This is a genomic window from Kribbella sp. NPDC056345, from assembly GCF_042262745.1.
Classification (GTDB): Bacteria; Actinomycetota; Actinomycetes; order Propionibacteriales; family Kribbellaceae; genus Kribbella.
Window position 1 is genome coordinate 26,720 of sequence record NZ_JBHJQQ010000024.1, and the last position, 15,147, is coordinate 41,866.

The 15,147-nt window shown below is 66.7% G+C and carries 15 protein-coding genes and 1 pseudogene; 11 read left to right on the forward strand and 5 right to left on the reverse strand.

All coding sequences use genetic code 11. The features are described from left to right. The first annotated feature begins 89 nt into the window (after positions 1 to 89). Positions 90 to 593 carry a hypothetical protein gene (locus tag ACFCV3_RS40910; RefSeq protein ID WP_376040433.1) on the forward strand — a complete coding sequence of 168 codons (504 nt, stop codon included), beginning with the start codon at positions 90 to 92 and terminating at the stop codon, positions 591 to 593. Here the strand turns inward: ACFCV3_RS40910 and ACFCV3_RS40915 are convergent. Continuing rightward, positions 590 to 1,345 carry a FadR/GntR family transcriptional regulator gene (locus tag ACFCV3_RS40915; protein WP_376040435.1) on the reverse strand — a complete coding sequence of 252 codons (756 nt, stop codon included), beginning with the start codon at positions 1,343 to 1,345 and terminating at the stop codon, positions 590 to 592. The two genes, ACFCV3_RS40910 and ACFCV3_RS40915, sit on opposite strands and share 4 nt — an antisense overlap. 189 nt (positions 1,346 to 1,534) lie before the next feature. Here ACFCV3_RS40915 and ACFCV3_RS40920 point away from each other — a divergent pair, with 189 nt between their 5' ends. Genes ACFCV3_RS40920 through ACFCV3_RS40955 form a run of 8 tightly spaced genes read left to right on the forward strand, consistent with a single transcriptional unit; the run spans position 1,535 to position 10,393 of the window. Continuing rightward, positions 1,535 to 3,046, forward strand: a complete 1,512-nt coding sequence (locus ACFCV3_RS40920) for an ABC transporter substrate-binding protein (protein WP_376040437.1) — start codon at positions 1,535 to 1,537, stop codon at positions 3,044 to 3,046. A gap of 4 nt (positions 3,047 to 3,050) precedes the next feature. After that, the gene (locus ACFCV3_RS40925; RefSeq protein ID WP_376040439.1) at positions 3,051 to 4,001 is read left to right on the forward strand and encodes an ABC transporter permease; all 951 of its coding nucleotides are present in this window, start codon (positions 3,051 to 3,053) and stop codon (positions 3,999 to 4,001) included. Continuing rightward, positions 3,998 to 4,816: an ABC transporter permease gene (locus ACFCV3_RS40930; RefSeq protein WP_376040442.1), complete on the forward strand. Its 819-nt coding sequence runs from the start codon at positions 3,998 to 4,000 to the stop codon at positions 4,814 to 4,816. The genes ACFCV3_RS40925 and ACFCV3_RS40930 overlap by 4 nt, the downstream gene beginning before the upstream one ends. Then, positions 4,813 to 5,814, forward strand: a complete 1,002-nt coding sequence (locus tag ACFCV3_RS40935; RefSeq protein WP_376040444.1) for an ABC transporter ATP-binding protein — start codon at positions 4,813 to 4,815, stop codon at positions 5,812 to 5,814. Before ACFCV3_RS40930 ends, ACFCV3_RS40935 begins: the two co-directional genes overlap by 4 nt. Beyond that, positions 5,807 to 6,658 carry an ATP-binding cassette domain-containing protein gene (locus ACFCV3_RS40940; RefSeq protein ID WP_376040447.1) on the forward strand — a complete coding sequence of 284 codons (852 nt, stop codon included), beginning with the start codon at positions 5,807 to 5,809 and terminating at the stop codon, positions 6,656 to 6,658. The genes ACFCV3_RS40935 and ACFCV3_RS40940 overlap by 8 nt, the downstream gene beginning before the upstream one ends. Next, positions 6,655 to 8,088: an aldehyde dehydrogenase family protein gene (locus ACFCV3_RS40945; protein ID WP_376040449.1), complete on the forward strand. Its 1,434-nt coding sequence runs from the start codon at positions 6,655 to 6,657 to the stop codon at positions 8,086 to 8,088. The genes ACFCV3_RS40940 and ACFCV3_RS40945 overlap by 4 nt, the downstream gene beginning before the upstream one ends. A gap of 15 nt (positions 8,089 to 8,103) precedes the next feature. Next, the gene (locus tag ACFCV3_RS40950) at positions 8,104 to 8,862 is read left to right on the forward strand and encodes an SDR family NAD(P)-dependent oxidoreductase (protein WP_376040452.1); all 759 of its coding nucleotides are present in this window, start codon (positions 8,104 to 8,106) and stop codon (positions 8,860 to 8,862) included. A 52-nt stretch (positions 8,863 to 8,914) separates the two neighbouring features. Further along, positions 8,915 to 10,393, forward strand: coding sequence for an amidase family protein (locus tag ACFCV3_RS40955; protein ID WP_376040454.1), 1,479 nt, complete (start codon positions 8,915 to 8,917; stop codon positions 10,391 to 10,393). A 113-nt stretch (positions 10,394 to 10,506) separates the two neighbouring features. On the opposite strand, the gene ACFCV3_RS40960 is transcribed toward ACFCV3_RS40955, so the two are convergent. Beyond that, positions 10,507 to 10,938: a hypothetical protein gene (locus tag ACFCV3_RS40960; RefSeq protein WP_376040534.1), complete on the reverse strand. Its 432-nt coding sequence runs from the start codon at positions 10,936 to 10,938 to the stop codon at positions 10,507 to 10,509. Further along, positions 10,939 to 11,400 (reverse strand): annotated as a pseudogene (locus ACFCV3_RS40965) (NAD(P)-dependent oxidoreductase); the annotation flags it as partial. Positions 11,401 to 11,497: 97 nt separating this feature from the next. On the opposite strand from ACFCV3_RS40965, the gene ACFCV3_RS40970 reads away from it, so the two are divergent. Both ACFCV3_RS40970 and ACFCV3_RS40975 read left to right on the forward strand, forming a co-directional pair. Then, the gene (locus ACFCV3_RS40970; protein WP_376040456.1) at positions 11,498 to 11,878 is read left to right on the forward strand and encodes a winged helix-turn-helix transcriptional regulator; all 381 of its coding nucleotides are present in this window, start codon (positions 11,498 to 11,500) and stop codon (positions 11,876 to 11,878) included. A 190-nt stretch (positions 11,879 to 12,068) separates the two neighbouring features. After that, positions 12,069 to 13,751, forward strand: coding sequence for a PQQ-binding-like beta-propeller repeat protein (locus ACFCV3_RS40975; protein ID WP_376040459.1), 1,683 nt, complete (start codon positions 12,069 to 12,071; stop codon positions 13,749 to 13,751). Positions 13,752 to 13,755: 4 nt separating this feature from the next. Here ACFCV3_RS40975 and ACFCV3_RS40980 read toward each other — a convergent pair whose 3' ends face one another. Together ACFCV3_RS40980 and ACFCV3_RS40985 are read right to left on the reverse strand one after the other, a co-directional pair. Continuing rightward, positions 13,756 to 14,154 carry a pyridoxamine 5'-phosphate oxidase family protein gene (locus ACFCV3_RS40980; protein ID WP_376040461.1) on the reverse strand — a complete coding sequence of 133 codons (399 nt, stop codon included), beginning with the start codon at positions 14,152 to 14,154 and terminating at the stop codon, positions 13,756 to 13,758. Positions 14,155 to 14,215: 61 nt separating this feature from the next. Further along, the gene (locus ACFCV3_RS40985; RefSeq protein WP_376040464.1) at positions 14,216 to 15,022 is read right to left on the reverse strand and encodes a L,D-transpeptidase; all 807 of its coding nucleotides are present in this window, start codon (positions 15,020 to 15,022) and stop codon (positions 14,216 to 14,218) included. Between the last annotated feature and the right edge of the window lie 125 nt (positions 15,023 to 15,147).

The following is a 15,147-nucleotide window of genomic DNA, read 5'->3' on the forward strand; positions in this document are numbered from 1 at the left end:
TTGACAATTCCGTGTCGGTGCCGCGCCAGGTGCTTTGGCCTGGTCCCGGACAGGAGTACAACGGAAAGTGACTGCGAAGGGAGCCACGCATGACCTACGACGTGGTGGTGCTCATCGAGCGCGAGATGAGCGAGGGCGACGCGCGCCGCGTTGCCGCCCTGCACGCAAGGTACGAAGAAGCCATCAACTACCACCTGCTCGTCTCCAGCCATCCGGAGCGGGGTTTCGGCGGACCGATGGCACTACTGGGTACGACGTTCGACGATGTGGCTGGTTTGAGCAGCCCACCGGGGAGCGCCCCTGCCGGAGCTGCGACGGTGACACTGGCCGATCCAGACCTCGACATGGCCTCGGTCATCGAGCACAGCTCGCGTCAGCTACGCGCGGCGAGTGGTTATCCGGTCCACGTCTCCATCACCCATGGCGAGGTTCTGCTCGCACTGAAGTCGCTGGTCATGCGCACCGGCGGCCAGGAGGTCGTGGTGGTCGCCTGGCCAGAGACCGCGGCCAGCTTCCTGTGCTCCGACTGGGTCGCCAAGGCCCGCAAAGTGCTCAAGGTGCCCAGAGTCCGCATCCTCGAGCACGACAGTTAGTCGGTGAGTGCCCGGAGCGCGTCACGTTCGGCTTCGGGCACATAGCCCGCGTAGTAGTCGTACATGTTCTGCCGGGCGATCCGCGCCGCGGCATGTCCGTCGCCGGAGCGGATCGCGTCGACCACTTCCGCGTGGTGCTGTAGCGACTCCAGCATCAGCGCGCGGCTGTTCGTCGCGTGCGCGATCTTGTCCGAGATCAGCGTCAGGACGACATCACGGACGACCTCGTTGCAGGTCTCGATCAGCGAGTTGCGCGCGATCCGCGCGATCACGTCATGGAAGGTCAGATCGGCCTCACTGAACGCGGCGAAGTCGATGTCGATCGCTGCCCGCATCGCGACCAGCGTCTCCTCGAGCTCGGCGAGCTGCTCCGGCGTCCGGAGCTGGGACGCGACCTGGATCGCGGCGCCGTCCATGATCATCCGGAACCCGATCAGCTCGGCCAGGGTCAGCTCGTCGACTCGCGCCAGCCGGACAATCTGCTTGCGCAACGCGGTCGACGAGAACGGCAGGATCTCCGGACCGTTCGGATCCCCGGGCCGCGACCGTACGACGCCGTTGCTCTCCAGCACGCGGAGCGCCTCGCGAACCGTGGACCGGCTGACCGCGAACTGGGTGACGAGCTCCCGCTCACTCGGCAGCCGCTGACCGGGCGCGAGGTCGCCCCGGACCAGCGCTTCCTCGACCTGTTCGACGATCCGCTGGTACGCGCGGACGGGCTGGACCGGCTGGAACCGCGGTCCGTTCGCCATTCCAGTCACCCCTTTTGCCTTGACAGACCTCTGTGTAGCGACAAACCTAGTGGCCCAGTGACACCTAGTCCACTGGTCGGACCAGTCACAGCTGGACGGCGAACCCCGCCGTACTGCGTGCCCGCTGCCGGCCGGAGTGGGCCGGGTCGGCAGAATGCGGCGAGAGTCCGGTGATCTGGAGGAGTTCGCGTGAAGTCGTACACCACTCGAGCGGTCGCGTTCGTCGCCTCCGCCGCACTGCTCGCCCTGACCGCCTGTTCGGCCGGTTCGAGTACGTCGGGCGGTTCGTCCACCGGCGCTGATCAGTCACTGTCGCTCGGCCTGGTCGCGGAGCCGGCCAGCCTCGACTTCACCACGACAGACGGTGCGGCGATCCCGCAGGTGCTGCTCGGCAACGTCTACGAGAGCCTGGTCAAGCAGGACGAGTCGGGCAAGATCGTGCCCTCGCTGGCCAAGTCGTGGACGGTGTCGCCGGACCGCAAGACCTACACGTTCGACCTGGTCGACAACGCGAAGTTCACCAACGACAAGCCGTTCACGGCGGCCGATGCGGTCTTCAGCATCAACCGCGTGAAGACGGCCTGGACGACCTCGCTGAAGTCCGCGATGGACGTCGTCGCCGGCGCGAAGGCGTTGTCGCCGACGCAGCTGCAGGTCACGCTGACCAAACCGAGCAACGGCTGGCTGTTCCGGATGACGACCCGAATCGGCGCGATGTTCTCCGAGACCGGAGTCAGCGCCCTGGCCACCGCCCCGATCGGCACCGGGCCGTACAAGTTCTCGAAGTGGAACCGCGGCGACTCGATCGTGCTGCAGCGCAACGACGGCTACTGGGGGACCAAGCCCCACTTCCAGCAGATCACGCTGAAGTACTTCAAGGACCCGACCGCGCTGAACAACGCGCTGCTGACCGGCACCATCAACGTGATCACGACAGTGCAGGCGCCGGAAGCGCTCAGCCAGTTCACCGGCAACGAGAAGTACCAGGTGATCGAGGGGACCACGAACGGCGAGGTGCTGCTGTCGTTCAACAACTCCAAGCCGGTCTTCCGGGACCTCCGCACGCGGCAGGCGATCCGGCAGGCAATCGACCACAAGGCCTTGCTGGACACGTGTTTCGCCGGTCGCGGCAAGCTGATCGGTTCCATGGTTCCGCCGACCGACCCGTGGTACGAAGACCTCACCAGCGTCGCGCCGTACGACGTTGCCAAGGCCAAGTCGTTGCTGCAGGCCTCTGGCGCGGCTGGTGCCACACTGCGGCTGCGGCTGCCCACTCTGCCGTACGCGATCTCATGCGGTCAGGTGGTGAAGAGCCAGCTGGAGCAGGTCGGGCTGAAGGTGCAGATCGACCAGCAGGAGTTCCCGGCGGCATGGCTGACCACGGTCTTCAAGAGCGCCGACTACGACATGTCGATCATCGCGCATGTCGAGCCGCGGGACCTCGGTGCTGTGTTCAGTCCGACGTACTACACGCGCTACAACGACCCCGAGCTGCAGCAGTACCTGGCCGCGGCCGATGCGGGCGACGAGGCGGCGCAGCTCGACAACATGAAGAAGGCCGGCCGGCGGCTGTCCGAGCAGGCTGCGGGGGACTGGCTGTTCCTGCTGCCGAACCTGATCGTCGCGGACAAGAACCTGACCGGTCTGCCGCAGAACGCGATCACCGAGAACTTCGACCTGTCCCGCCTCGCCCGGTCGTGACACCGTGATTCTTCGCCTGATCGAGCGCACCGCTGTGCTCTTGGTCAGTCTTGGAGTCAGCTCGGTGCTGGTGTTCGGATTCATGGCCGTGCTGCCCGGCGACCCCGCCCGGGTCGCACTGGGCGTCAACGCGTCCGACGAGGCGGTGGCCGAGATGCGACGCCAGTTCGGCCTCGACCGGCCACTGCCGACGCAGTACGTCGATTGGCTCGGCGGACTGCTCCGGGGCGACCTCGGTACGTCGTACGTGTCGAAGGCCGCGATCGGACCGCAGGTGTTCGACCGGCTCCAGGTAACACTGCTACTGGTCGTCGCCGGGATGCTCATCGCACTGGTCCTCGCCGTACCGGCCGGCACGGTGATGGCGGCGCGGCACCGGCGACTGTCCGGGGTGGCGCTGTCTGCGCTCTCTCAGGTCGGAGTCGCGGTACCGGCGTTCTTGGCGGGCATTCTGCTGATCATGGTGTTCGCAGTGAAGCTCGGCTGGCTCCCGGCGAACGGGTGGACCCCACCGGCTGTGGACCCGGTTCAGTTCCTGCGGCAGCTGGTGCTGCCGGCATTGTCGCTCGGGCTGGTACAGGGCGCCGTACTGACTCGGTATGTGCGCAGTGCGGTGCTGGAGGTGTTACGGGAGGACTATCTGCGTACGGCGCGCGCTAAGGGACTGCGGCCGTTTCCGGCGCTCTGGCGGCACGGCCTGCGCAACGCCGCCGTACCGGTGGTGACGGTGCTCGGTCTGCAGCTCGCAACGCTGCTAATCGGTGCTGTGGTCGTGGAACGCGTTTTCGTCATCCCTGGGCTCGGCAGCCTGCTACTGGACGGCGTGTCGCAGCGGGACCTGATTTTGGTGCAAGACGTCGTCATGGTGCTGGTCGTCGCCGTACTGCTGGTCAACTTCCTAGTGGACCTCCTGTACGTCGCTCTGGACCCGCGACTCCGGACGGGGTCGCGATGAGGCGGCTGAACCCGAGTCTGATCGCAGGCGGCGTGATCGTCGGTGTCATCGTGCTGATGGCGCTGCTGTCCTTCGTCTGGACGCCGTACGACGCGACGCTCGTCAACCCGTCCGGGCGGTTGGCCATGCCGTCGTGGGAGCACTGGTTCGGTACGGACAAGTTCGGGCGGGACGTGTTCAGCCAGGTCATGGTCGGATCGCGGACCACGCTGTTCGTCGGAGTCGTCGCAGTGGGAGTGGCCGCGGTGATCGGCGTACCGCTCGGGGTACTGGCCGCGATGACTCCGCGCTGGCCCAGTGAACTGATCATGAGAACCAATGATCTGATGCTCGCGTTCCCGGCGCTGTTGCTGGCGATCATGTTCGGCGCGGTCTTCGGCGCGAGCACGCTCACCGCGATGGTTGCCATCGGCATCGCTTCGGTACCGAGCTTCGCGCGGGTGATCCGGAGCGGCGCCTTGCAGGTGATGCGGACCGAGTACGTACTCGCCGCTCGCGCCGCCGGCCGGAAACCGTTCCCGATCGCTGCTCGGCATGTCTTGCCCAATGTCACCAGTCTGATCACCGTTCAGGCGTCGGTCTCCTTCGCGATCGCCGTTCTCGCCGAGGCCGCGCTGTCTTTCCTCGGCTACGGCACGCCGCCGCCGACGCCGTCCTGGGGGCGCATGCTGCAGGAGAGTCAGGAGTTTCTCTTCAGCGCTCCGCGGCTGGCGGTCTTTCCTGGGATCGCCATCGCTGTTGCCGTTCTCGGGTTCAACCTGCTCGGCGATGGGCTTCGTGACCGCTTCGATCCCAAGTTAGAAGACCGCCGATGACGTCTGACGTTCTCAGTGTCCAAGGGCTCAACGTTTCCGTTCGCGATACGCAGCTCGTGTCCGATGTCGATCTGACGGTCGGCCCGGGGGAGCGGGTCGGTCTGATCGGCGAGTCCGGTTCGGGCAAGTCGCTGACCGCTTTGAGCATCCTCGGCCTGCTCCCGGACGACGTCGTACCGTCCGGCTCGGTCCGTTTGACCGGCATCGACCACGACCTGATCGGCGCCGACGAGAGAGCGCTTTCTCGGATCCGTGGCCGCGATCTCGCGATGGTCTTCCAGGAACCGATGACCGCACTCAACCCGACCATGCGCATCAGCGACCAGATCGCCGAGTCGATGCTGATCCACCACACCCAGCCGACCCGAAACGCCGCCCGCGCCGCTGCCGCCGACCTCCTCGACCGCGTGCAGCTCCCGGCCGACCTGCTGCGCGCGTACCCGCACCAACTCTCGGGCGGTCAGCGTCAACGCATCGTTCTCGCCATCGCCCTGGCCAACGACCCGGCACTGCTGATCTGCGACGAACCGACCACGGCCCTCGATGTCACAGTCCAAGCCCTGGTCCTGGACCTCATCGTCCAGGGCGTCCTGGCGCGATCCTCGGCGCTACTCTTCATCACCCACGACCTGGCCGTCGTCGCCACCGTCTGCGAACGAGTCCTGGTCATGTACGGCGGCCGCGTCGTCGAATCCGGCCCCGTCCACGAGATCTTCACCAACCCCCGCCACCGCTACACCCAAGGCCTCCTAGCCGCCTCCAACTTAGAAGCCGCCAGAGCTTCTGAGAGCGCACTCCCACGCGCCGGTGCTTCTTCGCGCCCACGCCTCACCACGATCCCCGGCACGGTTCCCGCAGCCGGCCACTTCCCGTCCGGCTGCGTCTTCCGCAACCGCTGCCCGCACGCCACCGACCAATGCGCCACCACCCCCACCTGGTCCGGCACCCCCACAACCGGCTACGCCTGCCACCACCCCGCCGGAGCCACCCATGCCTGAACCCACCACACCAGCCGCCGCGGTCCAAGTGATCGACGTGGTCCGCGACTACCCACGTCCCCGTACGTCGCTCCTGCGCCCCGCCCCCGTCGTCCACGCTCTCCGCGGCGTCAGCCTGGAAGTCAAGCAGGGCGAACGATTCGGCATCGTCGGCGAATCCGGCTGCGGCAAATCCACCCTGCTCCGCCTGATCGCCGCCCTCGACCGCCCGACCTCAGGCCAGATCCTTGTCGAAGGCAACGAGATCACCGCGCTCCCGGAACGGCGGCTCCGGTTCCTCCGCGAGAACCTTCAGCTCGTCTTCCAGGACCCGATGAGCTCACTCGATCCCCGGATGCGCGTCCGCGACATCATCGCCGAACCCCTGGTCGTCCAAGGCCACCCCGCCTCCCGAGAACGCGTTCGCGAGCTACTGGAAGCCGTGGGTCTCTCGAGCGACGCCGGAGATCGCTACCCGCACCAGTTCTCCGGCGGCCAGCGTCAGCGGATCTCGATCGCCCGCGCCCTGGCCCCGCGCCCCCGCATCCTGATCGCCGACGAACCGGTCAGCGCTCTCGACGTCTCCGTCCGCGCCCAGGTCCTGAACCTGATCTCCGATCTCGTCGACGAGCTCAACCTCACCCTGATCTTCGTTTCTCACGACCTCTCCGTGGTCAAGCACGTCTGCGACCGCGTCGCCGTCATGAACGCCGGCCAGATCGTCGAGACCGGCCCGACCGGCGACGTGTACGCGGCTCCCCAGCACCCCTACACACAACGTCTGGTCTCCGCGATCCCGACGCTGGAGAGAGCGCTCTCCGGCGCCACCACCGCTGACCTGCTAGCGAAGGGAGAAACCGCGTGAAGTTCCCGTCCGGCCTGCCGATCGGCGAATCCTGGATCGAGGCACCCGCAACCGCCCCGGTGGTCTTCCCGTACGACGGTTCCACGATCACCGACGCCCCAGTCGGCACCACGGATCTCGCCCGCCAAGCCCTCGACCACGCGGTCGCCGTCCGCGAAACGGTCGGCCGCCTCCCGTCGTACGTGCGCCGAAACGTCTTACAGGCAACGTATTCCGCGGTCCGCGCCGAGCGCGACGCGTTCGTCGACCTCCTCGTCCTTGAGACCGGCAAACCGCTCGTCGACTGCCGGGTAGAGATCGACCGAACCCTGCTCACCCTGGAAACAGCGGCAGAGGAGGTCGCCCGCCTGCACGGCGAGACGGTGCCGCTGGACCTGCTGCCGAGCGGCGAAGGGCTCCGTGGGTTCTGGGTCCGTAAGCCGATCGGTGTCGTCGTCGGCATCACCGGCTTCAACTATCCGCTCCTTCTCGCCGCGCACAAGATCGCCCCGGCCTTCGCTGCCGGCTGCCCGATCATCGTGAAGCCGGCGCCACAGACGCCGCTCGCAACTCTCTGGCTCGTGCATCTCATGCGCTCGGCGTTGCTCGAGAACGGGGCACCAGAGAGCGCTCTCCAGCTCCTCACCGGCGGAGCCGACGTCGGCGCGACCCTCACCACAGACAGCCGGATCGGCGCTGTCTCCTTCACCGGCTCAGCCGCCGTCGGACACCAGATCGCCCGTGACGCCGCCCCCACCAAGGTTCTCCTCGAACTCGGTTCGAACTCAGCTCTGGTCGTTGCCGAAGACGCCGACCTGGACGCAGCCGCCGACGCCATCATCCGAGGCGGCTACTACGCGTCAGGTCAAGCCTGCATCTCGGTCCAGCGCGTACTCGCGGTGGAGTCGATCCGCCAGCCCCTGCTGGAGAAACTCGGCGCCCGCCTGCCCACCGTCGTCGTCGGCGACCCAAGAGACCCCGCGACCCGAGTCTCCGCACTCATCGATCCGCGCTCGACCGCTCGCGTCCGCGACTGGGTCGAGGGCGCGGTCCACGCCGGCGCCACCATCGCGTACGCCGCGGAGGGTGACATCCTGGGCCCGATCGTGCTGACCGACGTACCGTCCGGCCAACAGGCATGGGACGAAGAGATCTTCGGCCCAGTGATCGCAGTGCGCTCTGTGCCCGACTTAGAGAGCGCTTTCTCGAGCGTCAACGCCTCACGGTACGGCCTGCATGCCAGCGTCTTCACCGCCTCACTCGACACTGCGTTCACGGCGATCGACCAACTCGATGTCGGGGGAGTGGTGATCAACGAGGTGCCAGGCTTCCGTTCCGACGTGATGCCGTACGGCGGCGTCAAGGATTCCGGCATCGGTCGCGAGGGTCCACGCTTCGCGATCGAGGAACTGACCACCACCCGAATGGCGATCATCCGCCCCCGTCCCTGAGAGGTGAACCGGCACATGACGGACTACGCGAACCTCTTCCGCCTCGACGGCAAGCACGCCCTGGTGATCGGTGCCGGCAGCGGCATCGGCCGAGAAAGCGCTCTCGCCCTCGCCGCCCACGGTGCTCAGGTCACCTGCGCCGACCGCGACCTCGCCGCCGCTGAAGCCACCGCCGCCGGAGCGGCGTACGCACTGGACATCCTCGACGACGACGCGATCACCCGAGCAGTCACCGAACTCGATCCCGTCGACGTCCTGGTCTTCACCGCCGCCACGAACGTTCGCAAGCGGATCCTCGACTACACCAACGACGAGTTCGACCGCGTGGTCTCACTCAACCTGCGGGCCTCGTTCCACCTGATCCGTGCCTTCGGCAAGGACATGGCCGCGCGGGGGAGTGGCAGCATCATCGGCTTCAGCTCGATTCGCGGTACGACGGTCGAGCCCGGGCAATCGGTCTATGCAGCCACCAAGGCCGGTCTCGTCCAGCTCCTCCGGACCGCGGCCGCGGAACTCGGCCCATCCGGCGTCCGCGCCAATGCCATCGCCCCCGGCGTCGTCGAGACACCGCTCACCGCACAGATCAAGGCAGACCCGGCCTGGTACGACGCCTATGCACAGAAGGGAGCGCTCTCTCGCTGGGCCCAACCGAGCGAACTCGCCGGCGCAGTCGTCTACCTCGCCTCAGACGCAGCCAGCTTCGTCACCGGCAGCGTCCTGGCCGTCGACGGTGGCTGGACCGCAGTAGACGGCCGCTTCAACCCACCGAACTGAGCCCGACGCCACCGGCCGGATGCCCGGCCGACCTGATTCCTGAGGAGCGTGGATGAGTCTCGCCGACCTGACCGCGACCGAGCTGCTTCGCCGCTACAGAGAGCGCTCTCTGTCGCCCGTCGAGGTACTCGAGGACGTACTCGCCCGGGTCGACCAACTCGAGCCACACCTCTGCGCCACCTACGCCCTCGATCCGGACGGCGCCCGCGCCGCGGCCCGCGAATCCGAGGCCCGCTGGCGCGACAACACCGCCGGCCTGTTGGACGGCGTACCGGTGACTGTCAAAGAGAACATCGCCACCCGCGGAACCCCAGTCCCACAAGGAACAGCGGCCACCGAGCTCATCCCGGCCGCCGAAGACGCGCCAGCGGCCGCCCGCCTCCGCGCCGCCGGTGCGGTGATCTTCAGCAAGACCACGATGCCGGAGTACGGGATGCTCTCGTCAGGTGTCTCGACCTTCCATCCCCTGACCCGCAACCCCTGGGACGTCTCGAGAACGGCTGGTGGCTCAAGCGCCGGCGCTGCAGCTGCAGCCGCGGCTGGGTACGGCCCGATCCACATCGGCACCGACATCGGCGGTTCGATCCGCCTCCCCGCCGGTTGGTGCGGTCTCGTCGGTCTCAAGCCCACCCACGGCCGGATCGCGGTCGGGAATCCCTACCCAGGCAGAGCAATCGGTCCGCTCACCCGAACCGCGGCCGACGCAGCGCTCGCCCTCTCCGTCATGTCCGGCTACGACCCCCGAGACCACACGTCGTACCCGCCACCGCCCGAGAACGCGGCGCTCCAGAACATGGCGCTCCAGAACACGGCGCTCCTGAACATGGTGCTCCTGAACACGGGGCTCGTGAACACGGATCTCGAGAACGCGGCGAGTGCACCAGAGAGCGCTCTCTGCCAAGGTCTCCGCGTCGCACTCCTCCTGGACGCCGGTCTCGGCCTCCCCGTCGACCCCGAGATCACCGCAGCCGTTTCAGCAGCCGCAGCCGTTCTCGAGAAAGCCGGGGCCATCGTCGAACCGATCGCCCCGATCATCACCCGCGAGATGCTCGATGGCCTCGACCGTTTCTGGCGGATCCGCTCCGCCACCGACATCGCCGCACTCCCCGAAGAACGCCGCGCCAAAGTTCTCCCGCAGATTCGCGACTGGGTCTCCACCGCCGGCGAACTGACCGGCTCCGACGTCTTCCACGGCTACAGCCAAATGGGCGCGATGGCCGCTGCAGTCACCGCAGTCTTCAGGTCGTACGACGTGATCCTGTCACCGGTCGCCCCGATCACCGCTTTCCCGGCCGAGCTCGCGTACCCCACCGACGACCCGTCCAAGCCCTTCGAACACATCGCCTTCACCGTTCCGTACAACATGTCCGCCCACCCGGCGACCACGCTGAACGCAGGCTGGTCCACGACCGGACTTCCCATCGGCGCCCAGATCGCCGTACCGCATCACCAGGACATGACTGCTCTTGCGCTGGCGGCATACATAGACAGCGCTCTCTCGGACCACCGCCCCTGGCCGACCCAGCTCTGAGGCTGGGCGGCCGGGAGGTACGCGGTGAGTCGCTGAAACAGGACGTCGGCAACCGAGTTGGCGCCCGGAGTACCCGGAGTCAGCGCGGATTACGCGCCCGAGGGTGACCGGAGTCAGCGCGGCTTACGGATGCCGTCGATGATCCGGGTCCAGTTGTCGCCGCCGTTGCCGTCCTCTATCGCACGGAGGTAGTGCGCCTGCACCGCCCGCGGGAGTGCGAGGTCGATACCGGCTGCTTCGCTCGCGCCGACGATGTGTTCCGCGGTCGCGGCCATCATGGTGATCGTGCTCAGGTCTCCAGGGTGCTTGCCGGCATCGATGTCCGCGCCGAAGTTCTCGGCGCCCGCCTCCAGCATCTCGGGAATACCACGGACCGTCTGCAGCAACTCCGGCAAGGCCTCGGCCGCGGTCACACCCGCCGTACCGAGTAGTGCCGTTGCATGCATCAGAGACGAAAGCGACGTCAGGAAGACGTCCAGCTGAGCCTGGTACATCAGCTGCGCCAGTCCCGGGTCCTCGCCCAGATACCGCGGGGCACCGATCAAGGACAGCGTCGCCCGGTGTTGCTCGAGAACGGCGCTCGGGCCGCTGTAGTAGACGTACGCCTGATCAGTGCCGACCATCGGCGCGGGGATCATCACGCCGCCGGTCAGGAACTTCGCGCTGTGCTCGCCTGCCCAGTCCGCCGCCGAGCGGGTGCGATCGGGAGTGTCGGAGCTGAGGTTGACGACGGTCCGGCCGGCCAACGAACCAACGGCGGGCTCGAGAACGTCGTACATCGCCTGGTAGTCAGTGAGGCTCAAGATCACGAGATCACTGGCCTCGACGGCTTCGGCCGGGCTCGCAGCGAGAACGGCGCCGTCGGCCACGACTCCGGCGGCGCGGGAAGGGGTCCGGTTCCAGACGGTCACCGGATGTCCGGCCGCGAGCAGGGTGCGGACCATCGCCTGTCCCATCGGGCCGAGGCCGATGAGCGTGACGGAAGTGCGGGGCATGAGACTCCTTGGTTGGTTTGGTGGTCGCCTCCATGCTTAGCTGTCACTTAAGAACGCGGAAGTACGCACTATTTACTGCGGTACTTACTTTTTGGTTAGTGGGGTTCACATGACGAGGTCGGCCCGGCAAGGCCCGTACATCTGCGGTATCGACGCGGCCATGGATGTCGTGAGCGGCAAGTGGAAGGGCCTGATCCTCTGGGAGCTCGACGAGCACGGCATCCGCCGGTTCGCCGAACTGCGGCGCGGACTCCCCGGCGTCAGCGAGAAGATGCTCACCCAGCACCTGCGAGAGATGGAGCAGGACGGTCTCGTCGTCCGCACCGTGTACGCCGAGGTCCCGCCGCGCGTGGAATATTCCCTGACCGACGAGGGGCGCGCTCTGAACGCCGCTCTCGCACCACTGGGTCAGTGGGGATCGTCGCGGATCCGTCGTCAGCAGATCCAGATGGTCGATCACCAGGACGCCGCGGCCATGCCCCGCCCCTGATATGGACCTCTATCGGTTCGAGCCGGCCGGCCGAATCATCACGCCGCTCGGCCCAGCCGTCACCGGTACTCCGCTCACCGGCGCGACGAACGATGAACCTGGCGATCGAACGTACGTGGTCACCCGCGGTCTCGAACCATGCACCGTCGTGGAAATCGAGCTGCAGGGAGATCCCCGAGTACGACGACGAATGAGCTTGCCGAACGGCCACGGAGGCTGGGGAGTTGCCACCTCGAACTCGGCGGTGTTCGTGGGTACCTATCCGACCGCGAACGTGCACCGCTGGGATCTGCGCTCCGGCGACGTCACCACGTTCGGCCGACTCGGCGAGGAAGAGTTCGTCTTCGCGCTCGCCCTCGGTCCCGGCCACCATCTCTACGCGGGAACCTACCCGGGTGGGAAGGTGTACGAGCTCGACGACGCCACCGGGACGATCCGCGACCTGGGCTCTCCGTTGCCTTCAGCAACCTACGTCCGCGCGCTCGCGGCCGACCCGGATCACCGGGTGATCCACGTCGGTACAGGCTGCCCGGCACGTCTTCTGACATTGAACCCAGCAACGAATGAGACGCACGAGCTGCCGATCCCCGAACTGGCCCGCGAAGACTTCGTCTACGCCCTCGCGGTCACCGACGATCTCATTGCCATCGGCACCGAACCCGGCGGTCTCCTGGTAGTTCTCGATCGCCGAACACCCGACCAGTACCACGTGATCGAAACCCATGAACGAACGATCGACGCGATCGCCGTCGACGGACACGTCGTTTGGTGCACCGGCCGGCCGAGCGGTTCCCTGTTCCGCTATGACACCGGCCAACTCGAGCGAGTCTGGAGCCCGCTGCCAGGTCAAGAGACCCGGAGCCTGACGGTGGACACCGACGGCATATCCGGAATCTCCGGCGGTGGACAATCCTGGCGCTGGTCAGCCAAGAGCGCGACCGTCATCGACCTCGGGCAACAAGGACTTCCCGCCCACGTCGAACCACCGCAATCTGTGTGCACACTGCAAGACGAGGTCCTGGTGGGCGGCAACTTCGGGCTCTGCGTCCATCAACCACCCGAGCGCAGCATGCGCCGGTACGTCGTCGATGGCGAACCCAAGGCGATGGTGTCGACCGGTGACGCCGCCTACCTCGCGCTGTATCCCGGCGCCGCGATCTGCCGCTACGACCGCGAGACCCGCACGGTCAGTCGCGTCGGAAAGATCGGCGGCCTATCGAACCGGCCCCGCGACATCGCCTGGTCGCTCGACCACGACCTCGTCCTGGTCGTTACCCGGAACCAGTACGGCCACCGTGGCGGAGCACTGGCCGTCGTCACCCCGGCGACAGACACGATCGAACGGTACGACGACCTCCTCGGAGATCACGCTCTTGCCTGTCTCGCACTCCCTCCCAGCGGAAGAACAGTGATCATCGGGAGCGAAACGATCGCAGACGGGTTGCAATCACTCAGTAGGAACGCAATGATCGCCGGCTTCGATCTGGTCGAACGACAGCTCCTGTGGACCTGGCAACCCTTGGACGACGTCACGCAGTACACAAGTCTGGCCTGGCACCGAAACCTCTTGTACGGCGTCACCCAGGACGGCCGCCTGTTCGCCGTCACACCCGAAACCCAGCAACTCGTCGCACAAGGACACGTCGACGCGTCCGAGCCCGGTCGATTGCTATCGGTCGACGATCGGCTCTACCTCGCGACGGAAGACGCAGTACTACAGATCAATGCGGACCTGTCGACCTCGACGATCCTGACCGGCCTGGCCGGCGAGTGGCACAACGCCCCACAACTCGCCGCCGACCCCACCACCGGCCACCTCTACACCTGCGGCCGCGCAGCTCATGTCGATCTCCAATCTGCCTCAGCGTCCTGAACTCTCACTGAGCACGGCCTTCGAGGAGCCATCGAGTCACCGGGACCTCGATCAACACGCGCGCGCCGGCTGCACCGCCCTCCGGCGCGGTGACGTCCCATCCCTGATATTTGCCCGCGAACGCAGCCACGATCTCGGCAGGAAAGCCGCCGCGGTGAAGCCGAGCCAGGCCCTCGGCCACCGCGGGTGCTCGGCCGTCTTCAAGAGCTAACGAAACTCTCGAGTCCCGCGCCAGATTGCGGATCTTGCGATTCCGCTCCGCGCTACCGATCCACCACGTCGCCTCCGAGTACACGAACCACACTGGCGTCACGTGCGACGAGCCGTCCGGCCGTAGCGTGCACAGCCAAACGCTTCGTTCCCGCTCAAGCCGAGCCAGCAGTTCCCGGTCCACCGTCACCATGCGGACATTCTGGGACTTCAACTGCGCTGGAGGTCAACGGCTACAACTGCGGCCGTGCAGCTCAGCTCCAGACGAACTTGCCGTAGACCGACACCGTCGTACCGATCGGGGTCTCGTCGAAGATCTCGTGGATCGCCGGACGCAGGACGCGGACGCAACGGTGGCTGGCCGGGTACGGCTTGATCAGCGAGTTGACGCGCGAGCCGTGCAGAGCGATCCCCGGGCGATCCTTGAGGAAGTAGATCGAGTCGTACATGTACGCGTCGTCGTACAGGCTGCTCTCGTGCGCGCCGGCCCACTTGCGCCAGACCTTGCCGGTGCGGTTCGGGGTGTCGTATCCGGATGCGCCGGTCGAGATCCAGACGATCCGCTTGTACTGCTTCCCGACGATCTGGTACAGGATCTGGCAGGTCTTGTTGACGTAGATACCGTCCGGGCGCGTGGGCGTGGGCTTCGCGGTCGCATTGATCACCGAATACGCGTCGTCCAGCGTCAGACCCTTGCGGCTGATCGGCAGGCCTTGCGTTTCACGCCAGGCGCACAACGCCTGCCGGGCCCGCACGGTGATCTTGCCGTCGGCGTCGCCGACCGGGTAGCCGAGTTTCTCCAGCTTCTGCTCCACCTTCAACGCGTAGTACTGCGCGTTGTGCGGATTCTTCGGCTTCGGCGTGGGCTTCACTGGCGGTTTGACCGTGGGCTTCGCGGACGGGGTCGGGGTGCTGGCCGGGGGAGTGGTTGTCGTACCGCCGGCGCTGGGAGTTGGAGTGGTCGCCGGCGTGCCCGTCTCGCTGGCAGCCACATCGGCGCAGCCGGTCAGGATGATCGACAGAACGACGGCACCGGCCACTAGACCATGTCGACGAGACATGATTCCCCTCTCCCTCGAGCACCTTCAAGAGTTGCAGAACCACGCCGAGTGAGCGCGCAGCGACCCGCCGAGATTAGTCGGCCGGGGAGGCATCGTCGTGTGGTTGCGGCCTCCCGTCACCGAAC